The 24,210-nt window shown below is 67.4% G+C and carries 19 protein-coding genes; 15 read left to right on the forward strand and 4 right to left on the reverse strand.

Annotated elements, in window-relative coordinates:
* Nucleotides 1-43: 43 nt before the first annotated feature.
* On the reverse strand, nt 44-232 hold the full coding sequence (locus RTW82_RS12670) for a hypothetical protein (protein ID WP_263403980.1): 189 nt from the start codon (nt 230-232) through the stop codon (nt 44-46).
* Nucleotides 233-465: 233 nt separating this feature from the next.
* On the opposite strand from RTW82_RS12670, the gene RTW82_RS12675 reads away from it, so the two are divergent.
* The 3 genes from RTW82_RS12675 to RTW82_RS12685 are packed head-to-tail and all read left to right on the forward strand — an operon-like array spanning nt 466 to nt 5,387.
* Nucleotides 466-1,536: an HlyD family secretion protein gene (locus RTW82_RS12675; RefSeq protein ID WP_316925281.1), complete on the forward strand. Its 1,071-nt coding sequence runs from the start codon at nt 466-468 to the stop codon at nt 1,534-1,536.
* Nucleotides 1,536-4,259 (forward strand): ribosome-associated ATPase/putative transporter RbbA, encoded by a 2,724-nt coding sequence (gene rbbA, locus RTW82_RS12680; RefSeq protein ID WP_316925282.1) that lies wholly within the window; start codon nt 1,536-1,538, stop codon nt 4,257-4,259. The genes RTW82_RS12675 and rbbA overlap by 1 nt, the downstream gene beginning before the upstream one ends.
* A 3-nt stretch (nt 4,260-4,262) precedes the next feature.
* A complete protein-coding gene (locus RTW82_RS12685) occupies nt 4,263-5,387 on the forward strand; it encodes an ABC transporter permease (protein WP_263403977.1) in 1,125 nt (374 codons plus the stop codon).
* Between the two features lie 49 nt (nt 5,388-5,436).
* Here RTW82_RS12685 and RTW82_RS12690 read toward each other — a convergent pair whose 3' ends face one another.
* Complete coding sequence (locus RTW82_RS12690; protein ID WP_316925283.1) at nt 5,437-6,075, reverse strand: LysE family translocator; 639 nt, start codon at nt 6,073-6,075, stop codon at nt 5,437-5,439.
* A gap of 131 nt (nt 6,076-6,206) precedes the next feature.
* On the opposite strand from RTW82_RS12690, the gene RTW82_RS12695 reads away from it, so the two are divergent.
* Complete coding sequence (locus tag RTW82_RS12695; protein ID WP_316925284.1) at nt 6,207-6,665, forward strand: Lrp/AsnC family transcriptional regulator; 459 nt, start codon at nt 6,207-6,209, stop codon at nt 6,663-6,665.
* 136 nt (nt 6,666-6,801) lie between these two features.
* On the opposite strand, the gene RTW82_RS12700 is transcribed toward RTW82_RS12695, so the two are convergent.
* Nucleotides 6,802-7,287 (reverse strand): hypothetical protein, encoded by a 486-nt coding sequence (locus RTW82_RS12700; protein ID WP_316925285.1) that lies wholly within the window; start codon nt 7,285-7,287, stop codon nt 6,802-6,804.
* Between the two features lie 386 nt (nt 7,288-7,673).
* On the opposite strand from RTW82_RS12700, the gene RTW82_RS12705 reads away from it, so the two are divergent.
* Both RTW82_RS12705 and RTW82_RS12710 read left to right on the forward strand, forming a co-directional pair.
* Nucleotides 7,674-8,327: a YceH family protein gene (locus tag RTW82_RS12705; RefSeq protein WP_316925286.1), complete on the forward strand. Its 654-nt coding sequence runs from the start codon at nt 7,674-7,676 to the stop codon at nt 8,325-8,327.
* Between the two features lie 99 nt (nt 8,328-8,426).
* Nucleotides 8,427-9,557: a M14-type cytosolic carboxypeptidase gene (locus tag RTW82_RS12710; RefSeq protein WP_316925287.1), complete on the forward strand. Its 1,131-nt coding sequence runs from the start codon at nt 8,427-8,429 to the stop codon at nt 9,555-9,557.
* Between the two features lie 479 nt (nt 9,558-10,036).
* Here RTW82_RS12710 and RTW82_RS12715 read toward each other — a convergent pair whose 3' ends face one another.
* On the reverse strand, nt 10,037-10,600 hold the full coding sequence (locus tag RTW82_RS12715) for a TetR/AcrR family transcriptional regulator (protein ID WP_316925288.1): 564 nt from the start codon (nt 10,598-10,600) through the stop codon (nt 10,037-10,039).
* 172 nt (nt 10,601-10,772) lie between these two features.
* Between RTW82_RS12715 and RTW82_RS12720 the strand changes: the two genes are divergently transcribed.
* The 9 genes from RTW82_RS12720 to RTW82_RS12760 all read left to right on the forward strand — a co-directional run bounded on the left by RTW82_RS12720 (nt 10,773) and on the right by RTW82_RS12760 (nt 24,188).
* Nucleotides 10,773-11,921: a MexC family multidrug efflux RND transporter periplasmic adaptor subunit gene (locus RTW82_RS12720; RefSeq protein WP_316925289.1), complete on the forward strand. Its 1,149-nt coding sequence runs from the start codon at nt 10,773-10,775 to the stop codon at nt 11,919-11,921.
* A gap of 27 nt (nt 11,922-11,948) precedes the next feature.
* Entirely contained in the window at nt 11,949-15,074 is a 3,126-nt protein-coding gene (locus RTW82_RS12725; RefSeq protein WP_316925290.1) for an efflux RND transporter permease subunit, read from the forward strand.
* 5 nt (nt 15,075-15,079) lie between these two features.
* Nucleotides 15,080-16,504 carry an efflux transporter outer membrane subunit gene (locus RTW82_RS12730; protein WP_316925291.1) on the forward strand — a complete coding sequence of 475 codons (1,425 nt, stop codon included), beginning with the start codon at nt 15,080-15,082 and terminating at the stop codon, nt 16,502-16,504.
* Nucleotides 16,501-18,024 (forward strand): MFS transporter, encoded by a 1,524-nt coding sequence (locus RTW82_RS12735; protein ID WP_316925292.1) that lies wholly within the window; start codon nt 16,501-16,503, stop codon nt 18,022-18,024. The genes RTW82_RS12730 and RTW82_RS12735 overlap by 4 nt, the downstream gene beginning before the upstream one ends.
* Before the next feature lie 120 nt (nt 18,025-18,144).
* On the forward strand, nt 18,145-18,921 hold the full coding sequence (locus RTW82_RS12740) for an APH(3') family aminoglycoside O-phosphotransferase (RefSeq protein WP_316925293.1): 777 nt from the start codon (nt 18,145-18,147) through the stop codon (nt 18,919-18,921).
* 109 nt (nt 18,922-19,030) lie between these two features.
* Nucleotides 19,031-20,071 (forward strand): hypothetical protein, encoded by a 1,041-nt coding sequence (locus tag RTW82_RS12745; protein WP_316925294.1) that lies wholly within the window; start codon nt 19,031-19,033, stop codon nt 20,069-20,071.
* A 666-nt stretch (nt 20,072-20,737) separates the two neighbouring features.
* On the forward strand, nt 20,738-21,547 hold the full coding sequence (locus RTW82_RS12750) for an AraC family transcriptional regulator (protein WP_316925295.1): 810 nt from the start codon (nt 20,738-20,740) through the stop codon (nt 21,545-21,547).
* Between the two features lie 76 nt (nt 21,548-21,623).
* Nucleotides 21,624-22,001 carry a cupin domain-containing protein gene (locus RTW82_RS12755; protein WP_236208344.1) on the forward strand — a complete coding sequence of 126 codons (378 nt, stop codon included), beginning with the start codon at nt 21,624-21,626 and terminating at the stop codon, nt 21,999-22,001.
* 564 nt (nt 22,002-22,565) lie between these two features.
* Nucleotides 22,566-24,188 carry a methyl-accepting chemotaxis protein gene (locus RTW82_RS12760; RefSeq protein WP_271661144.1) on the forward strand — a complete coding sequence of 541 codons (1,623 nt, stop codon included), beginning with the start codon at nt 22,566-22,568 and terminating at the stop codon, nt 24,186-24,188.
* The last annotated feature ends 22 nt before the right edge of the window (nt 24,189-24,210 follow it).

Consider the following 24,210-nt stretch of genomic DNA (forward strand, 5'->3'; position numbering starts at 1 on the left):
AAAAGCCAGCATCAGCTGGCTTTTTTTGTGCCCGGGCGCCGGATCAGCGCTTGCCCATGGAGCGGCGCGAGCCGCGCGGTGCCGCGCCGGGGCGCTGGCCGCGGTCGTGGCCCTTGAGGGTCTGGTACCAGGGCACGTTCTGTTTCTTCACGGCCTTGGCGGGGGTCGCAGCCTCGGTGCTGCCTTCGGCTTGGGGCTGTTGCTCGGGGCTGGTGGGTTCGTTGGTGTTCATGGTCGGTCCGGGGGCGCCTGGGCGCCGGTTCGCTTGTGGTTGGCCGTGATTGAGGCGCGCAATCATACATCAACTCGATTTCGCCTGCCGTGGCTTCGGCCCGATGGATTTCCGGGTTCCCAAGGCGGCCGAAAAGGGCCCTGAAAAGGCCTGACCTGACATGAGTCAAAGTGACTCATTGCCGATTGGCGGATGATTTCTTCCATCGAAATCCAGCCATTCGGGACACCAAGATGAAGCAGCCAAGCAAGCAGAAACTGACCTGGGCGGTGGCGGTGCTGGCCGCCGTGGCGGTCGCCGCCGGTGCCTGGTGGGTGTTGCGGCCCGCCGGCCTCGGCGAGGGCTTCGCCAGCGGCAACGGCCGCATCGAGGCCACCGAAGTGGATGTGGCCACCAAGCTGGCCGGCCGCGTGGCCGAGATCATGGTCGACGAGGGCGACTTCCTTACCCCCGGCCAGCCCGTGGCGCAGATGGACACCCAGGTGCTGAAGGCACAGCTGGCCCAGGCCCAGGCCCAGGTGCGCCAGGCCGAGAACGCCCGGTTGACCGCCCAGGCCCTGGTGGCCCAGCGCGAAAGCGAACAGGCCACGGCCAAGGCGGTGGTGAGCCAGCGCGAGGCGGAGCTGGTGGCGACCCAGAAGCGCTTCGCCCGCACCGAAACCCTGGTCAAGCGCAATGCCATGCCCCAGCAGCAGCTGGACGATGACCGTGCGGTGATGCAGAGCGCCCAGGCGGCGCTGGCGGCCTCGCGCTCCCAGGTGATTTCCGCCCAGGCCGGCATCGAGGCGGCCAAGTCCCAGGTGATCGAGGCGCAGTCGGCCATCGAGGCGGCCAACGCCAGCGTCGCCCGGCTGCAGGCGGACATCGACGACAGCCTGCTCAAGGCGCCCCGCGCCGGCCGCGTGCAGTACCGCGTGGCGCAACCGGGTGAAGTGCTGCCGGCCGGCGGCAAGCTGCTCAACCTGGTGGACCTGGGCGACGTCTACATGACCTTCTTCCTGCCCGCCGGCCAGGCCGGCCGCGTGCACCTGAGCGACGAGGTGCGGCTGATCATCGATGCGGTGCCGCAGTACGTGATCCCTGCCAAGATTTCCTACGTGGCCAGCGTCGCCCAGTTCACCCCGAAGACGGTGGAAACTGCCAGCGAGCGCGAGAAGCTGATGTTCCGCGTCAAGGCGCGCATCGACCCGGCGCTGCTCAAGCAGCACATGACCGCGGTGAAGACCGGCGTGCCCGGCATGGCCTACCTGCGCCTGGACGCTGAGCAGGAATGGCCGCAGCAACTGCAGGTCAAGGTGCCCTGATGGACGCCTCAAACGGCAGCGTCGCGCGCCTGGTCGGGGTCAGCCTGGGCTACGGCGAGACCTTCGCCCTGCGCGAGGTCGACCTGGCGATCCCGGCCAACCGTATGGTCGGGCTGATCGGCCCGGACGGCGTCGGCAAATCCAGCCTGCTGGCCTTGCTGGCCGGGGCGCGGAAGATGCAGCAGGGCGAGATCGAGGTGCTGGGCGGCGACATGCGCTCCGCCCGCCATCGCCGCGCCATCTGCCAGCGCGTTGCCTACATGCCCCAGGGCCTGGGCAAGAACCTCTACCCGACGCTGACGGTGTTCGAGAACGTCGACTTCTTCGGCCGCCTGTTCGGCCACGACCGCGCCGAACGGGAGCGGCGCATCGACGACCTGCTGCGCAGCACCGGCCTCGATCCCTTCCGCGAGCGCCCGGCGGGCAAGCTCTCCGGCGGCATGAAGCAGAAGCTCGGTCTGTGCTGCGCGCTGATCCACGACCCGGATTTGCTGATCCTCGACGAACCCACCACCGGCGTCGACCCGCTGTCGCGCAACCAGTTCTGGGAGCTGATCGGCCGTATCCGGCAGGGCCGCCCCGGCATGAGCGTGCTGGTGGCCACCGCCTATATGGAGGAAGCCGAACGCTTCGACAGCCTGGTGGCGATGGACGCCGGGCGCGTGCTGGCCACCGGCAGCCCGGCCGAGATACGCCGGCAGACCGGCACCGACAGCCTGGAAGCGGCCTTTATCGCCCTGCTGCCGGAAGAGAAGCGCCGCGACCACCGTCGCCTGGTCATCCCGCCACTGCCCGACGGCGAGCGCGCGGTGGCCATCGAGGCGGACGGGCTGACCTGCCGCTTCGGTGATTTCGTCGCCGTGGACCGCGTCAGCTTCCGCATCGAGCGCGGGGAGATCTTCGGCTTCCTCGGCTCCAACGGTTGCGGCAAGTCCACCACCATGAAGATGCTCACCGGCCTGCTGCCCGCCAGCGAAGGCAGTTGCGCGCTGTTCGGCCAGCCAGTGGATGCCGGCGACATGGCCACGCGGCGGCGGGTGGGCTACATGTCCCAGGCGTTCTCCCTGTACCGCGAGCTGAGCGTGCGGCAGAACCTGGTGCTGCATGCGCAGCTGTTCCACCTGCCGGCCGAGCGCATCGAGGTGCGGGTGGCGGAGATGCTCCAGCGCTTCGACCTGGCCGGCGTGGCCGACGAGCTGCCCGACGCGCTGCCGCTGGGCATCCGCCAGCGCCTGTCCCTGGCGGTGGCGGTGATCCACCAGCCGGAGATCCTCATCCTCGACGAGCCCACCTCGGGCGTCGACCCGGTGGCCCGCGACGGCTTCTGGGAGTTGATGATCGACCTGTCGCGCAACGACGGCGTGACCATCTTCATCTCCACCCACTTCATGAACGAGGCCGAGCGCTGCGACCGCATCTCGCTGATGCACGCCGGCCGCGTGCTGGCCAGCGACACCCCGGCGGCGCTGGTGGCCGAGCGCGGCCTGCCGAGCCTGGAAGCCACCTTCATCGCCTACCTGGAGGAGGCCGCCGGTACCGCCTCGGCACCCGCCAGCGCACCGAGCGTCACCGCCCAGGCCGAGCCTCCGCGTGACCAGCGCTTCAGCCCGCAGCGGCTGTTCAGCTATGCGCGGCGCGAAGCCATGGAGCTGCGCCGCGACCCGATCCGTCTGACCCTGGCGCTGCTGGGCACCGTGCTGCTGATGTTCATCATCGGCTACGGCATCAGCATGGATGTGGAGGACCTTTCCTATGCGGTGCTCGACCGCGACCAGACCACCACCAGCCAGGCCTACACCTTGAACCTGTCGGGCTCGCGCTACTTCATCGAGCGCGCGCCGATCCAGGACTACGCGGAACTGGACCGGCGCATGCGCAGCGGCGAGCTGAGCCTGGCCGTGGAGATCCCGCCCGGCTACGGCCGTGACCTGAAGCGTGGCGCCAGCCCCGCCATCGGCGTGTGGATCGACGGCTCCATGCCGACCCGTGCCAACACCGTCGCCGGCTACGTGCAGGGCATGCACCTGGGCTACCTCGCCGAGCTGGCCCGGCAATCCCCGGAGGGTGGCGCCCAGGCCGCCGCCAGCGTCGAGGTGCGCTACCGCTACAACCCCGATGTGGAGAGCCTCAAGGCCATGGTGCCGGCGGTGATCCCGCTGTTGCTGATCATGATCCCGGCGATGCTCACCGCCCTCGGCGTGGTGCGCGAGAAGGAGCTGGGTTCGATCACCAACCTCTATGTCACGCCGGTCACGCGGCTGGAGTTCCTGCTGGGCAAGCAGCTGCCGTACGTGGCCATGGGCATGGTCAGCTTCCTGTTGATGGTGGCCCTGGCGGTGTTCGTGTTCGGCGTGCCGCTCAAGGGCAGCTTCGCCACCCTGGTGCTGGCGGCGCTGTGCTACGTCACGGCCGCCACCGGGCTCGGCCTGTTCCTCTCCACCTTCATGCGCAGCCAGATCGCCGCGGTGTTCGGCGTGGCCATCGCCACCATGGTGCCGGCCATCCAGTTCTCCGGGCTGGTGCACCCGGTGTCGTCCCTGGAAGGGGCGGCAGCGGCGATCGGCCAGGCCTATCCCGCCACCCATTTCCTGATCATCAGCCGGGGCGTGTTCTCCAAGGCGCTGGGGTTCTCCGACCTGGCCTTCTACTTCGTCCCGCTGCTGCTGACCATTCCCTTGTTCACCCTGTTCAGCGTGCTCTCGCTGAAGAAGCAGGAGGCCTGACCCATGCGCAGCCTGGCCAATATCTTCCACCTGGGGCTCAAGGAGTTCCGCAGCCTGCAGCGCGACTACGCGATGCTGGTGCTGATTCTCTGGGCCTTCAGCCTGGGCGTGTACAGCTCCGCCACCGGCATTCCGGAAACCCTGCACCACGCGCCCATCGCTGTGGTCGACGAGGACCGCTCGCAGCTCTCCACACGGTTGGTCAACGCCTTCCAGCCGCCGTACTTCCGCACCCCGGAGCTCATCGATCAGGGGCGCATGGACCGGGGCATGGACACCGGGCTCTACACCTTCACCCTGGACATTCCGCCGGACTTCCAGCGCGACGTACTCGCCGGGCGCACCCCGGCGGTGCAGCTCAACGTCGACGCCACGCAGATGGGCCAGGCCTTCAGCGGGGCGGGGTACATCCAGAACATCGTCAACACCGAGGTCAACGAATTCGTCGCCCGTTACCGGGGGGCGAGCGCCATGCCGGCGGAGCTGGCGGTGCGCACGCTGTTCAACCCCAACCTGACCCAGGCCTGGTTCGGCGGGGTGATGGAGGTGATCAACCAGATCACCATGCTGTCGATCATCCTCACCGGCGCGGCGTTGATCCGCGAACGCGAGCACGGCACGGTGGAACACCTGCTGGTGATGCCGCTGTCGGCCTTCGAAATCATGCTGGCCAAGGTCTGGTCCATGGGTACGGTGGTGCTGGTGGCCGCGGCGCTGAGCCTGGTGTTCGTGGTGCGCGGCTGGCTGGCGGTGCCCATCGAAGGCTCCCTCGGGCTGTTCCTGGTAGCGGCGGCGCTGCACCTGTTCGCCACCACCTCCATGGGCATCTTCCTTGGCACGGTCGCGCGCTCCATGCCGCAACTGGGGCTGCTGACCATACTCGTGCTGATGCCGCTGCAGATCCTCTCCGGCGGCACCACGCCGCGGGAGAGCATGCCCGAGCTGGTGCAGCAGATCATGCTGGCGGCGCCCACCACCCACTTCGTCGCCCTGGCCCAGGGCATCCTCTACCGCGGCGCGGGGCTGGAGATCGTCTGGCCGCAGTTCCTCGCCATCATCGGCATCGGCAGTGCCTTCTTCCTCGCGGCCCTGACGCGCTTCCGCCGCACCATCACGCAGATGGCCTAAGCGCCACCCCGAGGCCCGCCTTGTAGGGTGGGCCGGGCGGCGCTCCGCTTCAGCCCACGCTGTGAAGCGAGACGCCCAGCACTCGCCATAGCTGCCAGGCAGCGAAGCCCAGCAGGAACAGCCCCGCCACCTGGTCGATGCGCCGCAGCAGGCGCCCGTCCAGGCGGTGGCGCACGGCGGCGACGCCCAACGCCAGGGCCAGCCACCACAGCGCCGAGCCGCAAAACACCCCGGCGACCATCAGCAGCGCGTTCGCCGTACCGGGCGCGGCGCCGGCACCCAGGCCGGCGAAGACTGCGACGAAGGCGAGGATGGTCATGGGGTTGGTCAGGGTCAGTGCGAAGACCGAGGCCAGCGCCCGCCAGCCACTGCCGGGCTCCGCCAGGCTGGCGGCTTGCCGTGCGGGTGCGGTACGCAACAGACGGATGCCCATCCACGCCAGGTAGCCCGCGCCCAGAAACGCCAAGGGCGTGGCCAGCGCCACGAAGCCCTGGATCAGCGCCTGCACCCCGAAGGCGCCCAGGGCACCGAAGCAGGCGTCGGCCAATGCAGCGCCGAGGCCGCTGAGAAAGCCGATGCGCGCCCCATGAAGCAGGCTGCGCTGGATGCAGAGCAGGCCGACGGGCCCCACCGGCGCGGCGATGGAGAGGCCGATCAAGGCGGATTTGAAGAACAGCGCTAAGTCCATCGGGCGGTACCGGGCAGGTGGCGGAATGGCATTATTTTGCGGGCCACTGAAGCGATTTTGAATGCAGAAGCTACGGTAGTTATCGTGCTTTGCCTGAAATGCTCTCGTATTTACCCGTGAGGACCTTAATCATGGAGCTTGATGCCAAATCCTGGAAAATCCTCCAGGCCGTTCAGGCCGAGGGGCGGATTTCCCTCACCGAGTTGGCCAACCGGGTGGCGCTGTCGTTGCCGGCCACCTCGGAGCGCCTCAAGCGGCTGGAGGAAGCGGGGGTGATCGAGGGCTATCGCGCCTGCGTCTCGGCCGAACAGGCGGGCTACGAGGTGATGGCGCTGATCGGCATGACCACGCCCCAGCCGGACAAGGCACGGCTGATCGCCTTGCTGCAACAGATGCCCGAGGTGCTGGAATGCCTCCATGTCACGGGGCAGGACTCGTTCGTGCTGCGGGTGGTGACGCGCAATATCCGCCACCTGGAGCGCTTCGTCGGCAGCATCAATCACTTTGGCGAGACGCGCACATCCATCGTCATGTCGCAGCCGATTCCGCTGCGCCCACTGCAGTCGCCGGAAGGCGTCGGGCAGGAATGAACGCGGGATAGAGAAAGAGGGAAGGGTAGATGCACTGAAGGCGCCTTATTGGCGCCTTCAGCATTTACGGGCTGGGTACATCGCTCAGACCTCGCGCGTGATTCCTGGGTCGGGTTGCAAGCTGTGCAACGGCCTATCAGGAGACGCGGAAGCCCGGGGTGCGGTCGGAGCCGTCTTCAGCGACGCGGAAGCCGGGAGTGCGATCGGAACCATCTTCGGCTACGCGGAAACCAGGAGTGCGGTCGGAGCCGTCTTCAGCTACGCGGAAGCCAGGGGTGCGGTCGGAGCCRTCTTCGGCAACRCGGAAGCCCGGRGTGCGATCGGAACCGTCTTCAGCAACGCGGAAGCCGGGAGTGCGGTCGGAACCGTCTTCAGCAACGCGGAAGCCGGGAGTGCGGTCAGAGCCGTCTTCAGCAACACGGAAGCCGGGAGTGCGATCGGAGCCGTCTTCAGCAACACGGAAACCCGGGGTGCGAGCGGAGCCGTCTTCGGCCAGGCGGTTGATGGTGCGCTCAGCGCCGCTGGCGAGGGTCTGCTGGGGTTGTGCGGCGTCCTGGGGCAGGGCGAACGCGGTAGCGGACAGGGAAGCGATGAACAGGCTGGCAAGGATTTGCTTTTTCATTTTGGGTGCCTCGTGGTTTCAAGTGGGGTTGAAAGTGAACACGAGGCCAATGTTACGGATGGAAAATCGATAAAAAAGTGGATACGGCTAATGGTCAACATCGATGCCGTCGATAGTTGCGTTGGCATTATTGAAAATCAACGAGTTAGCTCTATTTGTGGTGTGTTTTTAGGGTGCTTAAATGTGCTGTAAAAGTCTTTTTCGTTAAATGACAATAATCAATTAATTCGATTGATTGGCCTGTTCAAGCGGCTCGTTGGGCTTCCTGGCTCATCCAGTGTTCGAGGAAAACAACGCGTGTGGTGGGCGCGCCGCCACCTCGTCGCGGTGTAAAGGGGCGGTCACTCAGGCTAGGCTATGGCCCTTTCCCACCATCGGATGGCGACATGTCCAGCGAGATCGAAACCCCCTTCAGCAACGAGCCCCTTTCCGCCGTCGAGGTCCGCCTGCTTGGCAGCCTCATCGAGAAGCAGGCCACCACGCCGGAGTCCTACCCGCTGACCCTCAATGCCCTGGTGCTGGCCAGCAACCAGAAGACCAGCCGCGAACCGGTGATGAACCTGACCGCCGGCCAGGTGGGGCAGGGCATGCGCAGCCTCGAAGGGCGCAGCCTGGCGCGCCTGGTCATGGGCAGCCGCGCCGACCGCTGGGAGCAACGCGCCGAGAAGACCCTGGAGCTGGTGCACGGCCAGCTGATCCTGCTCGGCCTGTTGCTGCTGCGCGGCCCGCAGACCCTCAACGAGCTGCTTACCCGCAGCGGCCGCATGCATGAGTTCGACGATGTCGAGCAGGTGCAGCACAACCTCGAACGCCTCGTCGCCCGTGGGCTGGTCACGCTGATTCCGCGCCAGGCCGGCCAGCGGGAAGACCGCTACATGCACCTGCTGGGCGAGAAGGGCGACCTGGAAGAGCTGCTGGCCGCGCGCCAGAGCGCCCCGGAGCGCAGTGAAAGCCGTGCCGGCAGCGATGCGCGCATCGAGCAGCTGGAAGCCCGCGTCGCCGAACTCGAAGAGCGCCTGGCGCAACTCGAGGTGCGTTGAGCCCCATCTGCGCAACTCTTTGTCGCTTGGCGCGTTTCCCAGGGATGGCCGACCTGCCATCCTTGCGCGCAACCCTGATCCACAGCCTTTGAGGTAGCCATGAAAATCAGCTCGGACTTCGATAGCGGCAATATCGAGGTAAAGGACGCCAGCAACCCCCAGCACGTACTGTTGGCGATGCGCCCGGACCTCAAGAGCCATCACTTCCAGTGGTTCCACTTCAAGGTCGAGAGCCTCACCCCCGGCCAGCGTCACGACTTCAGCCTGGTGAACGCCGGGCAGTCCGCCTATGCCCATGCCTGGACCGGCTACAACGCCGCCGCCTCCTACGACCACGTCAACTGGTTCCGCGTGCCCAGCCACTTCGACGAGAAGGGCCTGCACTTCGGCCTGCAGCCCCGTGAAGGGCAGATCTGGTTCGCCTACTTCGAGCCCTACAGCCGCGAGCGCCACGATCGCCTGATCGCCGACGCCCTGGCCAATGCCGGCGCCGAGCTGTTCGCCACCGGCAAGAGCGTCGAGGGTCGCGATATCCAACTGCTGCGCGTCAGCCGCAACCCGGCGGCCCAGCGCAAGGTCTGGATCATCGCCCAGCAGCACCCCGGCGAGCACATGGCCGAGTGGTTCATGGAGGGCATCATCGAGCGCCTCAAGGGCAAGGCCGATGCCGAGCTGGAAGAGCTGCTGGCCAAGGCCGACCTCTACCTGGTGCCGAACATGAACCCCGATGGCGCCTTCCGTGGCCACCTGCGCACCAACGCCGCCGGCAAGGACCTCAACCGCGCCTGGCAGTCAGCCAGCGAAGCCGAGAGCCCCGAGGTGTTCTTCGTCCAGCAGCAGATGCGCAAGGTGGGCGTCGACCTGTTCCTCGATATCCACGGCGACGAGGAAATCCCCCATGTGTTCACCGCCGGCTGCGAAGGCAACCCCGGCTACAGCAAGCGCCTGGAACGCCTGGAAGACGAGTTCCGCAACCGCCTGGTGGATATCGGCGCCGATTTCCAGACCCGCTACGGCTACCCGAAGGACGAGCCCGGCAAAGCCAACACCACCCTGGCCTGCAACGCCGTGGGCATGGAGTTCGATTGCCTGTCGTTCACCATCGAAATGCCGTTCAAGGACCACGACGACAACCCCAACCGGGAAACCGCCTGGGACGGCAAGCGCTCCATGAAGCTCGGCCAGGACGTGATCAGTGTCGCCGCCGCCATGGTCGACGGCCTGCGCTGACCGCCGCCGCGCCCCTGTGAAACGCCGCCTTCCCGGCAACGGGGAGGCGGCCTTTTTCGTTAGGGCGCCATCGCGGATGAATCCGCTCCCACGGCCCTCGCTCCTGGGGCTGCTCGTAGGTTGGGCTGAGGTACGAAGCCCAACAGGCGGGGCCGGGGTCTGCATCGTTGGGCCTCGCTGCGCTCGGCGCCATGCAGCTCCGTAGGTTGGGCTGAGGTACGAAGCCCAACACAGCAGGGTCGGATCTTGCCAAGACCCCACCGCTTTGCACGCCTGTAGGAGCGAGCTCTGCTCGCGAAGCTGGCGGCGCTACGCGTCGCTTGGCTAGCTGTTTTGGTTTTAAAGCAAACGCTTAAGCACGGTGCTTTCCTGGCGCCCAAGGGGTTCTGCCACCGCATGGGTTTCGCTTCGCTCTACGCCATCCTACGAAAGCCGCCACCACGCAGCGCGTAGCCCGGGCTTCAGCCCGGGAACGCTCCTCAGGCGCGGGTCGGCGCTGCGGCGCCATGCAGGAAGAACAGCTCGAGCAGGGAGGCGGAGCTGGAGCTGGCGGCACGGCCGCGGCGTTCGGCGTCGACGATGCCGAAGATCAGCGACAGGAAGAGTTCGGAGAACAGCGCCGCGCTGATGTCGATGCGGAACACGCCCTCTTGCTGGCCGCGCAGGAAGAACTTGTCCAGGGCGTCGCAGTAGGTCTGCCAGCGGGCGTCCTCGGCATTCGGGTCGAGGGTGTCGGGCTTGTACTGGAACATCAGGAACACCAGCAGTTCGCGGTGCATCAGGTGTTCGGCGATCAGCCTGCGCAGCACCTGCAGTGGTTCGGCCTGCTGCAGGTCGCCGGCCGAGAGAATCTGGTTGATCACCGTCTCGCCGTGGGTGATGAGCATGTCCACCAGGTTGTCCCGCGTGCCGCAGAAGCGGTGCAGCGTGGCCTTGCTGACCCCGGCCGCTTCCGCCAGTTCCTTCAAGGTGGCACGTGGACGCTCGACGAACGCGACGGCCAGTGCCTTGAGAAGTCGTTCGTCTTGAGCTGTCAGCGACATGGATGGATCCCGTCTTGATTTTCGGATTGCGCGCATTGTGCAGAAAAAAACCCCGGCTTCAACGGTGGAGGACATGATTAATAACAAAAGATTCATATGAGACAATATTGACTCATTTCGATCTAGATAAGATCATGCGCGCCTTTCCAGTCAAGTCGTCCGGGTGAATTACATGGGCAGGTTGCGTGCAGCAGGAACAATCAATGCGTTGGTGGTGGCCATGGCGCTCGCGGGTTGCGGGGCGTCCGGCGAGCCGGAAGCGGCGGCCGAGCAGGCCAGGCCCGTGGAGGTGGTGGCGGTGACTACCGAGCCGCTGGTGCTTACCACCGAGCTGCCCGGGCGCATCGAGCCCGTGCGCGTGGCCGAGGTGCGGGCCCGGGTCGCGGGCATCGTGGTGCAGAAGCGCTTCGAGGAAGGCGCTGACGTCAAGGCCGGCGAGCTGCTGTTCCAGATCGACCCGGCGCCGCTGAAAGCCACCCTGTCCCGTGCCGAAGGCGAGCTGGCCCGCGCAGAAGCGTCGCTTTTCGAAGCCCAAGCGCGGGTCAAGCGCTACGAGCCCCTGGTGAAGATCGAAGCGGTCAGCCAGCAGGACTTCGACACCGCCACCGCCGAACTGCGCAGCGCCAAGGCGGCCGTGCGTTCGGCCCAGGCAGACTTGGAAACCGCGCGCCTCAACCTGGGCTATGCCTCGGTGAAGGCCCCCATCTCCGGCCGCATCGGCCGTGCGCTGGTGACCGAAGGCGCGCTGGTGGGGCAGGGCGAAACCACCCTGATGGCGCGCATCCAGCAACTCGACCCGGTCTACGCCGACTTCACCCAGCCGGTGGCCGATGCCCTGCGCCTGCGTGAGGCGCTCAAGGGCGGCCAGCTTTCCGCCGGTGACAGCCAGGCGCTGAGCATCCGTATCGATGGCACCGACTACCAGCGCCAGGGCGAACTGCTGTTCACCGACGTCTCGGTGGACCCGGGCACCGGCCAGGTCTCCCTGCGCGGCAAGTTTGCCAACCCGGACGGCATGCTGCTGCCGGGCATGTATGTGCGCGTGAGCGCGCCCCAGGGCAGCGACGCCCAGGCCATCCTGGTGCCCCAGCGCGCCGTGCAGCGCTCGCCCGATGGCTCCGCCCTGGTACTGGTGGTGGGTGCTGACGAGCGTGTCGAGGCGCGCCCCGTGCACACCGGCGCCATGCAGGGCGCGCGCTGGCAGATCAGCCAGGGCCTGGCCAGCGGCGACCGCGTGATCGTCGGCGGCCTCACCGGCCTGCAGCCGGGCACCAAGGTCGAGCCGCGCCCCACCCAGGAGCAACAGGCGTCCCGCCAGTAAGGTCGGGATAGTCGCGAGGAATCTTCCATGTCTCTGTTCTTCATCAAGCGCCCCAACTTCGCATGGGTTGTGGCGCTGTTCATCTCCCTGGCCGGCCTGCTGGTCATCCCCATGCTGCCGGTCGCGCAGTACCCCAACGTGGCGCCACCGCAGGTCACCATCACCGCCACCTACCCGGGCGCTTCGGCCCAGGTGCTGGTGGATTCGGTCACCAGCGTGATCGAGGAAGAGCTCAACGGCGCCAAGAGCCTGCTCTACTTCGAATCCACCAGTAACTCCAACGGCACCGCTGAAGTGGTGGTCACCTTCCAGCCGGGCACCAACCCGGAACTGGCCCAGGTGGACGTGCAAAACCGCCTGAAGAGGGCCGAGTCGCGCCTGCCCCAGGCCGTGCTCACCCAGGGCGTAAAAGTGGAGCAAACCAGCGCCGGCTTCCTGCTCATCTATGCCCTCAACTTCAAGGAAGGCGCCCAGCGCAGCGACACCACCTTCCTCGGCGACTACGCCGCGCGCAACATCAACAACGAGCTGCGTCGGGTGGCCGGCGTCGGCAAGCTGCAGTTCTTCTCCTCCGAAGCGGCCATGCGCGTCTGGATCGACCCGCAGAAGCTGGTGGGCTACGGCCTCTCCCTGGACGACGTGAGCAACGCCATCCGTGGGCAGAACGTGCAGGTCCCGGCCGGTGCCTTCGGCAGCTCGCCGGGCAGCTCCGAGCAGGAACTGACCGCCACCCTGGCGGTGAAGGGCACCCTGGACGACCCGGCCGAGTTCGGTCGCATCGTGCTGCGCGCCAACCAGGACGGCTCCTCGGTGAAGCTGGCCGACGTCGCCCGCCTGGAAGTGGGCAGCGAGAGCTACAACTTCTCCTCGCGCCTCAATGGCAAACCCTCGGTCGCGGGCGCCATCCAGCTGTCCCCGGGCGCCAACGCTATCCAGACCGCCGAGGCGATCAAGCAGCGCCTGGCCGAGCTGTCGGTGAACTTCCCGGATGACGTGGAATATTCGGTGCCCTACGACACCTCGCGCTTCGTCGGCGTGGCCATCGAGAAGGTGATCCACACCCTGCTGGAAGCCATGGTGCTGGTGTTCCTGGTGATGTTCCTGTTCCTGCAGAACGTGCGCTACACGCTGATCCCGGCCATCGTCGTGCCGGTGTGCCTGCTGGGCACGTTTACGGCCATGTACCTGCTGGGCTTCTCGGTGAACATGATGACCATGTTCGGCATGGTGCTGGCCATCGGCATCCTGGTGGACGACGCCATCGTGGTGGTGGAGAACGTCGAGCGGATCATGGCCGAGGAGGGGCTGTCCCCGCGCGACGCCACGGTCAAGGCGATGGGCCAGGTGTCCGGCGCCATCGTCGGCATCACCATGGTGCTCTCGGCGGTGTTTCTGCCGCTGGCCTTCATGGCCGGTTCTGTGGGTGTCATCTACCAGCAGTTCTCCCTGTCGCTGGCGGTGTCGATCCTGTTCTCCGGCTTCCTCGCCCTGACCTTCACCCCGGCCCTGTGCGCCACGCTGCTCAAGCCGATCCCCAAGGGGCACCATGAGAAGCGCGGCTTCTTCGGCGCCTTCAACCGTGGTTTCACCGGCCTCACCCAGGGCTACACCCGCCTCAACGGCGGCCTGGTGAAACGTGCCGGGCGCTTCATGCTGGTGTACGCCGGCCTGGTGGCGGTGCTTGGCTACTTCTACCTGCGCCTGCCGGAATCCTTCGTACCGGTGGAAGACCAGGGCTACATGATCGTCGACGTGCAGCTGCCGCCGGGCGCCACCCGTGCGCGCACCGACGTCACCGGCCAGCAGCTGGAGCAGTACCTGGGCTCCCGCGAGGCGGTGGAGAACACCTTCCTGGTGATGGGCTTCAGCTTCTCCGGCATGGGCGAGAACGCCGCGCTGGCCTTCCCGACCCTGAAGGACTGGTCCGTGCGCAGCGACGAGCAATCGGCCGGTGCCGAAGCCATGCTGACCAACCAGAGCCTCGCCGGTGTCAGCGACGGCGCGATCATGGCGGTCACCCCGCCGCCCATCGACGGGCTCGGCAACTCCGGTGGCTTCTCCCTGCGCCTGCAGGACCGCGGCGGCCTCGGCCGTGAAGCCCTGCTGGCCGCTCGCGACCAGTTGCTGGGCCAGGCCAACGGCAACCCGAAGATCCTCTACGCGATGATGGAAGGCCTGGCCGAAGCGCCCCAGCTGCGCCTGGAGATCGACCGCGAGAAGGCCCGCACCCTGGGCGTGAGCTTCGAAACCATCGGCAGCGCGCTGTCCACCGCGTTCGGCTCCTCGGTGATCAACGACTTCTCCAACGCCGGCCGCCAGCAACGCGTGGTGGTGCAGGCCGAGCAGGGCGAGCGGATGACGCCGGAAAGCGTGCTCAAGCTCTACGTCAGCAACGCCAAGGGCGAGCAGGTGCCGCTCTCCGCCTTCGTCACCACCCACTGGGAAGAAGGCCCGGTGCAACTGGTGCGCTACAACGGCTACCCGACCATCCGCATCGCCGGCGACGCCGCACCCGGCGTCAGCACCGGTGAAGCCATGGCCGAGATCCAGCGCCTGGTGAGCCAGTCCCCGGCCGGCATCGGTTACGAGTGGACGGGCCTCTCCTACCAGGAGAAGGTCGCCAGCGGCCAGGCGGTGCAACTGTTCGCCCTGGCCATCCTGGTCGTGTTCCTGCTGCTGGTGGCGCTCTACGAGAGCTGGGCGATCCCGCTGTCGGTGATGCTGATCGTGCCCATCGGCGCCCTCGGCGCGGTGCTCGCGGTGACCTCGGTCGGCATGCCCAACGACGTGTACTTCAAGGTTGGGCTGATCACCATCATCGGCTTGGCGGCGAAGAACGCCATCCTCATCGTCGAGTTCGCCAAGGAACTGATGGAACAGGGCCGCGGCCTGCGCGAGGCGGCCATCGAAGCCGCGCGCCTGCGCTTCCGCCCGATCATCATGACCTCCATGGCCTTCATCCTCGGCGTGGTGCCCCTGGCCCTGGCCAGCGGCGCCGGTGCGGCCAGCCAGCGCGCCCTCGGCACCGGCGTGATCGGCGGCATGCTCAGCGCCACCGTGCTGGGGGTGATCTTCGTGCCCATCTGCTTCGTCTGGGTGCTGTCGCTGCTGAAGCGCCGCTCCGCACCCGCTCAACAATCCACGGAGGCCTGAGCGCCATGCACAGACACGCCTTGACCGCATCGGCCCTGCTGATCGCCCTGACCCTGGGCGGCTGCTCCATGGCCCCCACCTACGAGCGTCCCGAAGCGCCGGTGGCCGCGCACTGGAACGGCCCAGCCGCCAAAGCCGACCAGGCCGCCAACGAGCTGGACTGGCGCACCTTCATCGTCGACGCCGACCTGCGTCGGCTGGTGGGGGAGGCGCTGGCCAACAACCGCTCCCTGCGCCAGACCCTGCTCGACATCGAGCAGGCCCGCGCCCAGTACCGCATCCAGCGCGCCGACCGGGTGCCGGGGCTTTCCGCCAGTGCCTCGGGCAATCGCCAGCGGGTGCCGGGGGACCTCTCCAGCACCGGCACCTCCACCGTCACCAGCAGCTACCAGGTGGGCGTGAGCCTGCCGGAGTACGAGCTCGACCTGTTCGGCCGGGTCAAAAGCCTCACCGACTCGGCCCTGGAGCAGTACCTGGCCACCGAGGAAGCGGGCCGCAGCGCCCGTATCGCCCTGGTCGCCGAAGTCACCCAGGCCTACCTCACCTATGACGGCGCCCAGCGCCGCCTGGCCCTGACCCGGCAGACCCTGGAAAGCCGCGAGAACTCCCTCGACCTGACCGCCCAGCGCCGCGCCGCCGGTGCCGCCACCGCGCTGGACCACCAGGAAGCCCTCGGCCTGGTGGAGCAATCCCGTGCCGAGCTGGAGGCCAACCAGCGGCAGAAGCAGCAGGCGCTCAACGCTCTGGTGCTGCTGGTCGGCACGCCGGACGCCGCCAAGGCACTGCCCGAGGCCCCGCGTGACGAGCTGTTGCTGATCCAGGACATCGCCCCCGGCGCGCCTTCGGCATTGCTGGAGCGGCGCCCGGACATCCTCGCCGCCGAGCACCGCCTGAAATCGCGCAACGCCGATATCGGTGCGGCGCGCGCGGCGTTCTTCCCGCGCATCAGCCTCACCGGCAGCTACGGCAGTTCCAGCGCCGAGGTGTCCGGCCTGTTCGATGGCGGCTCGCGCTCCTGGAGCTTCATGCCGACCCTGTCGCTGCCGATCTTCGATGCCGGCCGCAACAGCGCCAACCTCGACCTCGCCGAAGTGCGCAAGGACGCCGCCGTGGCCGCCTATGAAGGCAGCATCCAGACGGCCTTCCGCGAAGTCGCCGACGCCCTGGCTGCCACCGACACGCTGCGTCGCGAGGAAGCTGCCCGCCGCGCCCTGGCCAACACCAGCAACGAGACTCTCAAGCTGGCCAAGGCCCGCTACGAAGGCGGTGTCGACAGCCACCTGCGCTACCTGGATGCCCAGCGCAGCAGCTTCGTCAACGACTCCACGCTGATCGAAACCAGCACCCAGCGGCAGCTCGCCCTGGTCGACCTGTTCCGCGCCCTGGGTGGTGGCTGGAGCGGTGCCGACGCCAGCGTGGAGAGTCGATGAGTTCGAGCCACTCTCCGGGCAACCGCTGGCTGATCCTGCTGGTGGTGGTCCTGGCGTACCTGCCCATCGTCATCGACATGACGGTGCTGCACATCGCCGTGCCGTCGCTGACCCTGTCCCTCGGGGCCAGCGGCGAGCAGGTGCTGTGGATCATCGACATCTACCCGCTGATCATGGCCGGCCTGCTGGTGCCCATGGGCACCCTGGCGGACCGCATCGGCAGCCGGCCCATGCTGCTCACCGGCCTGCTGGTGTTCGTCGGCATGTCCTGCGTGGCGGCCTATGCGCCCACGGCCGGCGCCCTGATCGCCGCCCGCGCGGGTATGGCGGTGGGCGCCGCCATGGCCTTGCCCTGCACCCTGGCGATCATCCGCCGCGCCTTCGAGTCGCCCAAGGAGCGCGGCATCGCCCTGGGCCTGTGGGGCACGGTGGCCTCCGCCGGCGCGGCGCTCGGCCCGCTGGTGGGTGGCGCGCTGCTGGAGCACTACTGGTGGGGCTCGGTGTTCCTCATCAACCTGCCGGTGATGCTGCTCATCTGGCCCCTGGCCTATGTACTGGTGCCCCGTGACGCCGGCAGTGGTAGCGGTGGCTGGAAGATCGGCCAGGCACTGCTGTTGATCGCCGGCATCATCGCCAGCGTCCATGCGCTCAAGTCCGGCCTCAAGCCGGGTGGGCCGTCCTGGGTCAGCGGCGTCACGTTGCTGGTGGGTGTCCTGTTGCTGGCCGACTTCGTGCGCCGCCAGCTCACCAGCGCCGAACCCATGCTCGACCTGAGCCTGTTCGCGCGGCCGGCCATCCGCTCCGGGCTGATCATGGCGCTGGTGGTGTCCGGCGCCCTGGCCGGCACCGAACTCACCATCGCCCAGGAGCTGCAACTGGTGCTCGGCCGCACGCCGCTGCAAGCCGGGCTGTTCCTGCTGCCGCTGATGATTGCAGCCGGCATCGGCGGGCCTCTGGCGGGCTACCTGGCGTCCCTGGTCGGCCTGCGCCGGGTGGCGACCACCGCCTTGCTGTGCTCGGCCATCAGCCTGGCGGGGCTGGGGGTCAGCGACTTCCGCGAAGCGGGATTGGCCGTGGTCGGCCTGCTGGTGTTGCTGGGCCTGGCCCTGAGCATCGGCCTCACCGCATCTTCCATTGCCATCATGGGCGCCGCGCCGGTCAGCAAGGCGGGCGCCGCCGGTGCGCTGGAAGCCACCGGCTACGAGATGGGCACCGGGCTGGGCATCACCGCCTTCGGCGTGCTGCTCTCCAGCGTCTATGGCGCCGCCATCCACCTGCCGGGCGGCGTGCCCGAGGCGGTGAAGGACCAGGCGATCCGCTCGCTGTCGGACACCCTGGTCGCCGCCGAGCGCCTCGACGCCACCCTGGCCGCGCCGCTGGTCCAGGCCGGCCGCGAAGCCTTCAGTGCAGCCCACGGCGCGGTGCTGCTCTCCGCTGCCACGCTGCTGGCTGGCCTGGCGGTGGTGGTGTTCCTCTCGCTGGGCAAGGAGGAGGGCAGCGAGCCTGCCGCAGTGGGCTGAGTGCGGCGCGCCGGCTCTAGGCTGGGGCTGCGCATTCAAGGCCTGTCACAATTTCTGCGCATCCTGCGTTCGGCGGCTGCGCTATCGTTGCGCGCTTTCCATCAACGACAGGCGGGCTCCATGCCATTCGTGCTTCCTCCCTCCATCGCGCGCTTCATCGACGGCGCGCCCCTGACGCGGGATTGCGTCGGTGAATCCCCGTGCGAAGTCCACGCCTTCAGCCGGGGCAACGACCGTTTCTTCCTCAAGCTGAGCGCCGCTGTCTATGCACCCACCACCTACAGCGTGCTGCGCGAGGCGCGGGTGCTGCAGTGGCTGGACGGCAAGCTCGCTGTGCCCGAAGTGGTGGCCAGCGCAGCGGATGAGGCCCATGAATTCATGATCACCCGCGCCGTGCCCGGCCAGCCGCTCTCCGAGCTGATGGCGGAGGCGCCCACCGTGCACCAGGCCTTCGGTGAGGCCCTGCGCCAGCTGCAAGCCGTGCCGGTGGAGGGCTGCCCCTTCGACTCCTCAGCCGCCGTGCGCCTGCGCGAGCTGGAGTACCTGGTGAGCCAGGGGGTGATCGCCGATGACTGGGACCCGGACACCTGGCCCGACCTGCCGACCCCCGAGGCGTTGATCGCCCACCTCCACGCCAGCGTGCCGGTCGAAGACCTTGCCTTCAGCCACGGCGACCTGTGTGACGCCAACCTCTTCCTCGATGCCCGGGAGCGCCTGCACTTCATCGACCTGGGGCGCGGCGGCCTGGCCGACCGCTGGCTGGATATCGCCTTCGCCCACCGCAACCTCGCCGAGGAGCTGTCGCCGGAAGTGGCCGAGCGCTTCATCCGCCAACTGGGCATCCCCGACCAGCCGGCCAGGCGCCTGTTCTTCGAACAGCTGGACGAGATGTTCTAAGCCCCTCGCGGACACTGATCTAGCTCATCTGCACTATTCCGCCCCCATACCGTGTCGATGGAAAATGACCGGTCCAGGACCCGCTCCAGCCTCTATCAAGGATCGATGCATGAAATTGCCTCGCCCGCTTTACGCCCTGTCTTCCGCCTTGCTGCTTGCCCTGTCCCTCGCCGGGTGCGTGCCCGAGCCCTACACCAGCGGCTACGGCATGGACGACCCGAGCAACGGGCCCTTGCTGGACAAGGTGGACGCGGCGCTCAAGGCGAACATGGCCGTGGTGCTGGTGGCCGACGTGATGCCGCACAAGACGCTGAACGACGCGCTGACCATGACCCAGTGGACGCCCACGGTGATCTGGCAGAACGAGAGCGACCCGAACATCACCTTCGGCCGCCGCTTCAAGACCAACGAGCTGCAGCGCGACCCCAAGCCCAACAACCTGTTCACGGCCTTCGAGGTGCACATCCTGCCGCCCGGCAAGTACCTGCTCACCGGGGGCGACGACTACCAGATCCGCGGCGTGCTCGACGAGGTCGGCGCCCGCAGCGGCCCGGTCGGCTCGGGTAAGGGCCCCAACGGCACCGCGTACCTGTCCACCGAGCTGTACCGCGAGTACTACCGCGAAGAGGTGTGGAAGGACGCCACCTACGGCAGCGAAATCAAGACCCAGCAAGTCTGCACCGCCGTGCACGTGGCCAGCGGCGCCTGCGTGGCCTGGGGTGAGCAGCAGTACAGCCAGACCACCCAGGGCGCGGGGGCCGGCTACTACCAGCAGACCGACTCACGGGACGTACCCTCGATCAAGGTCCAGGCGCGCCTGCCGGCAGACAAGGCCCTCGCCAGCTTCACCGTCCAGGGCGGGCAACTGGTGCTGGCCCCGCGCATGCACCTGAAGAGCCCCAGCGCTCAGTACCAGCGCTCCAAGTGCCGGGCGACCGACCCGACGAAGATCGAGTGCCCGCTGCAGAACTTCACCGTCTACACCTGGCCGGCACCCATGGATTTCGCCACCTCCGTCATCTCCCCGCGCTACCTGAGCGACAGGCACCAGGAGATGCTGTCCCGGCTCGTGCCCCTGCAGCTCACCCCGCTGCGCCAGCAGGGCAAGGAAGACCCGCTCTGGGGCGTGCCGCTGTCGTTGACCCCGTAAGCCGGCCCGCCAGCGGTGTCCGGCATGACCCCGAATGGTGGACCGATGAAGCGCGGTCCACCCTACGCCCGCCCATTGCCCTCATGCACCGGAACCCCCGCGAACGCGAGGCCTCCGAACCAGCAACACGGCCGCCTCCAGGCGAGCTCGCACTCACGGCCGCGTAGGGTGGATGGCGCTTTTTTCATCCACCAGCGAAGCGACCGGCGAGCCCGAATGGCGGACCGATGAAGCGCGGTCCACCCTACGCTCGCCAATTGCCCCCATGTACCGGAACCCCCACGAACGCGAGGCCTCCGAACCGGCAACACGGCCGCCTCCAGGCGAGCTCGCACTCACGGCCGCGTAGGGTGGATGGCGCTTTTTTCATCCACCAGCGACGTGTCCGGCGAGCCCGAATGGTGGACCGATGAAGCGCGGTCCACCCCAGTCGATCGCCCTCCATGGGCCCACACCGAGGCCAGGAGGTGAGGGCATGCCTGCTGCAACCTATGGCGCGCTGAGGTTGGCTGGTATTCAATCAGCCCCTGGCACAAACCCGCGACCCAATGGAGACAACCCCATGAGCAATGACCGCCGCAAGGTGGAAGAGGGCGCCGACGACGTCACCCGCCTGATCGTCGCGCTCAACGCCTCGCGCCCCGCCAAGGCCCGGAAGCGCACCGGATGACCGAGCTGCCCGGCACGCGCGACTGGGTGCTGCGCAGCGACCACCCGGCGCGGATCGAACGCATCGAGGCCTACTTCGGCGGCCACGGCTACGACCCACACCGCCACGACACCTACGCCATCGGCCGCACCCTCTCTGGGGTGCAGAGCTTCAGCTACCAGAAGAGCCTGCGCCACAGCCTGCCCGGTGGCACCCTGGTGCTGCACCCCGACGAACTCCACGACGGCATGGCCGGCACCGAGGCCGGCTTCCACTACCGGATGATCTACGTCGAACCGGTGCTGATCCAGCAGGTGCTTGGCGGCCAGCCGCTGCCCTTCGTGCCCGGCGGCCTCTCCGACGATCCGCGCCTGCGCCGCGCCACCGAAGCCTTCATGCAGGCCATCGACCACCCGCTGCAGGCGCTGGAGGAGCAGGACGCCATCTACGACCTGGCCCAGGCGCTGCAGGCCGTGGGCGGCAAGCGGCGAGGGCGCCGCGCCTTCGACTTCGCCTCGGCCGAGCGTGCGCGGGACTACATCCACAGCCACCTCGGCAGCCACCTCAGCCTGGAGGAACTGGAGCGCGCCAGCGGCCGCGAACGCTGGAGCCTGTCCCGCGATTTCCGCGCGCTCTACGGCACCAGCCCTTACCGCTACCTCACCCTGCGCCGCCTCGACCGCTGCCGGCGCATGCTGCTGGACGGTTTCAGCCTGGCCGACGCCGCCCTGGCCGCCGGCTTCTTCGACCAGAGCCACATGACCCGTCACTTCACCCAGTGCTACGGCCTGCCGCCGGCGCGCTGGCTGCGCATGCACGGCCGCTGAAGCTGCAGGATCGTACAAGAGCGCTACGGCGGGCCTCGCTACTCTCGCGGCTCAACCCCCAGCCCGGAGCCGCACCATGGCCGTTCAGCCCAACCACCAGAGCATCAACCTGCTGCACAAGGTCTCGCTGTTCAGCGAGCAGTGGAACCCCAAGGTCGTCGCCGAGATGAACGACTACCAGTTCAAGGTCGTGCGCATCGAAGGCGACTTCATCTGGCATGCCCACGCCGACACCGACGAAGCCTTCCTGGTGCTCGAAGGCCAGTTGCGTATCGATTTGCGCGACGGCGCCGTCCTCCTCGGGCCGGGTGAACTCTACGTCGTGCCCAAGGGCGTCGAGCACAAACCCTACGCCGAAGGCGAGGTGAAGATGATGCTCATCGAGCCCCGTGGCGTGCTCAACACTGGCGAAGAAGGCGGCGAGCGCACCGCGCAGAACGACGTCTGGATCTGATCGCCCGCCCGCATCGCACCTCCGTAGGAGCGAATTCATTTGCGATCAGCGGGCGCAGCCGCGCCCCGGGCTGAAGCCCGGGCTACACACCGATCCCACGCAGGTTGTAGGGGCGACTTCAGTCGCCCAGCGCCTTCGTGGGAGCGAATTCATTCGCGATAGGCGGGGCAGGGTGCAACCACGACCCCGCTATGTAGGGCTTCGCCCTGACACGCGACGTTGCACGGCCTTCCACCCTCACTGCGGCACAGCGTCGCGCCGATCTGGCCGACGCTTCGATTCCTTCATCCCCATATCGCCCCGGCCCGCCGGAGCCCCTGCTGTGCCTGGCTGTAACCCGCAAACGCAGCGGTAAAGCGCAGCGCAGAGGGCTTCCTGCAGGTTAAGGATTTGCGACAGAAGGTAGGCATTTTCCCCGGATGGGGGCTATAGCAAAGAGAAGGGCAGCCGAAACAGGAATCGGCATAACTAGAAATAAAAGTCACAGCGTGACCGCCAGGTGGCTATTGGCCACTAAATAGTCTTTTTGTACAATCCGCGCCCCAATCTTGGGTACCTGCCAAAATGCTGAAGAATCTGTCGCTGACACTAAAGCTGTCTCTGCTGCCCGCTGTTGCCTTGTTGGGTCTATTGCTGTTCGTCGGCTACACCTCGATGCAGCTCTCGGCCAACGACGACCGCCTGGTAACCCTCGAAAACAACAGCTTCCCCACGCTGGAGAAGGCTGACGCGGTGAACTTCCAGTTCTCCCGCCTGCCCGGGCTGCTCAACAGCGCGGTGGCCGCCGGCGAGCTGGAAACCCTCGACGAAGCCCGCAAGGTGCTGGCCGATATCGCCGGCATGCAACAGGCCCTGCAACCGCTGACCCGCGCCAACAGCGAGCGCGCCAGCGAGCTGGACGCCTGGCGCGCCGCCATCGGCCGCTATGCCGACAACGCGCTCTCCGCCTCCGAGCAACTGATCAAGGGCAGCGCCGGGTTCGACGACCTGCGCCCCAGCCTCGACCGCATGGCCACCGACCTGAAGGCCGCCCAGGACCTCGGCGCCGCCTTCCGTGCCCATGCCTACAAGGACTTCCAGGCCACCCTGGTGCAAGCCCGCACCGACAACGCCGAAACCACCCGCGTGGGCTTCATCCTCACCGCCTTGCTGGTGGCGCTGGTGGGCCTCGGCGCCTGGGTGATCATCCGCGGCATCATGGGCAACGTGCACGGCGTCATCGAATCGCTGCAGGCCATCGCCCGTGGCGACGGCGACCTCACCCGTCGCGTCAACGTCGACTCCCGTGACGAGATCGGCGAGATGATCCAGCTGTTCAACGGCTTCCTCGACAAGCTCCAGGGCACCATCCGCCAGATCATCGAGGCCGCCAGCCCGCTGGGGCAGATGTCCAAGGAGCTCTACCGCCTCACCCAGGGCGCGGAAGAGAACGCCAAGTCGCAGCAGGGCCACACCGACTCCATCGGGCGTGACATCCAGACCATGACCAGCAGCATCCAGGAAGTGGCCCAGCGCTCCCAGCAGGCCACCCAGGGTGCCGGCGACGCCTCGCGCCAGGCCGTCGATGCGCGCACCAGCATCAACGCACTGTCCGGCAGCATCAGCGACCTGGGCAGCAGTGTGCTCGGCGCCGTGCAGGCCATGCAGCAGCTGGAGGAGGAGACCCAGCAGGTCGGCTCCGTGCTCACCGTCATCCGCAGCATCGCCGAACAGACCAACCTGCTCGCCCTCAACGCCGCCATCGAGGCCGCCCGCGCCGGCGAACAGGGCCGTGGCTTCGCCGTGGTCGCCGACGAGGTGCGCAACCTCGCGCAGAAGACCGCTGCGTCCACCGCCGAGATCCAGCAGATCATCCAGCGCCTGCAGAACAGCGCCAATGGCGTGCTCAACGTCATGACCGCCAACGGCGACAAGGCCCAGGCCAGCATCGAGCGCTCGGTCGAAGCCACCCGCATGCTCGAGTCCATCGCCACCGCGGTGGGCCAGATCGATGAACTGAACGCCGGCATCGCCCAGCTCACCCAGGAGCAGATCGGCCTTTCCAGTTCCATCCAGCAAGAGACACAAGTGTTGCAGCAGGACGCACAAGCAACCGCCCATGGTGCCGACGCCACCGCCCGCCTCGGCGAGCAACTGGTCAGCACTGGAGATCACCTGCGCGCGGCCACGGCCCAGTTCCGCGTTTAAAACCCCATTTCCAACGGAGCAT

The organism is Pseudomonas sp. zfem005 (assembly GCF_032621735.1).
Classification (GTDB): Bacteria; Pseudomonadota; Gammaproteobacteria; order Pseudomonadales; family Pseudomonadaceae; genus Metapseudomonas; species Metapseudomonas solani.

Coding starts and splice junctions, on each gene's coding strand:
- RTW82_RS12670 (WP_263403980.1), bottom strand. CDS start 232: ATGAACACCAACGAACCCACCAGCCCCGAGCAACAGCCCCAAGCCGAA.
- RTW82_RS12675 (WP_316925281.1), top strand. CDS start 466: ATGAAGCAGCCAAGCAAGCAGAAACTGACCTGGGCGGTGGCGGTGCTG.
- rbbA (WP_316925282.1), top strand. CDS start 1,536: ATGGACGCCTCAAACGGCAGCGTCGCGCGCCTGGTCGGGGTCAGCCTG.
- RTW82_RS12685 (WP_263403977.1), top strand. CDS start 4,263: ATGCGCAGCCTGGCCAATATCTTCCACCTGGGGCTCAAGGAGTTCCGC.
- RTW82_RS12690 (WP_316925283.1), bottom strand. CDS start 6,075: ATGGACTTAGCGCTGTTCTTCAAATCCGCCTTGATCGGCCTCTCCATC.
- RTW82_RS12695 (WP_316925284.1), top strand. CDS start 6,207: ATGGAGCTTGATGCCAAATCCTGGAAAATCCTCCAGGCCGTTCAGGCC.
- RTW82_RS12705 (WP_316925286.1), top strand. CDS start 7,674: ATGTCCAGCGAGATCGAAACCCCCTTCAGCAACGAGCCCCTTTCCGCC.
- RTW82_RS12710 (WP_316925287.1), top strand. CDS start 8,427: ATGAAAATCAGCTCGGACTTCGATAGCGGCAATATCGAGGTAAAGGAC.
- RTW82_RS12715 (WP_316925288.1), bottom strand. CDS start 10,600: ATGTCGCTGACAGCTCAAGACGAACGACTTCTCAAGGCACTGGCCGTC.
- RTW82_RS12720 (WP_316925289.1), top strand. CDS start 10,773: ATGGGCAGGTTGCGTGCAGCAGGAACAATCAATGCGTTGGTGGTGGCC.
- RTW82_RS12725 (WP_316925290.1), top strand. CDS start 11,949: ATGTCTCTGTTCTTCATCAAGCGCCCCAACTTCGCATGGGTTGTGGCG.
- RTW82_RS12730 (WP_316925291.1), top strand. CDS start 15,080: ATGCACAGACACGCCTTGACCGCATCGGCCCTGCTGATCGCCCTGACC.
- RTW82_RS12735 (WP_316925292.1), top strand. CDS start 16,501: ATGAGTTCGAGCCACTCTCCGGGCAACCGCTGGCTGATCCTGCTGGTG.
- RTW82_RS12740 (WP_316925293.1), top strand. CDS start 18,145: ATGCCATTCGTGCTTCCTCCCTCCATCGCGCGCTTCATCGACGGCGCG.
- RTW82_RS12745 (WP_316925294.1), top strand. CDS start 19,031: ATGAAATTGCCTCGCCCGCTTTACGCCCTGTCTTCCGCCTTGCTGCTT.
- RTW82_RS12750 (WP_316925295.1), top strand. CDS start 20,738: ATGACCGAGCTGCCCGGCACGCGCGACTGGGTGCTGCGCAGCGACCAC.
- RTW82_RS12755 (WP_236208344.1), top strand. CDS start 21,624: ATGGCCGTTCAGCCCAACCACCAGAGCATCAACCTGCTGCACAAGGTC.
- RTW82_RS12760 (WP_271661144.1), top strand. CDS start 22,566: ATGCTGAAGAATCTGTCGCTGACACTAAAGCTGTCTCTGCTGCCCGCT.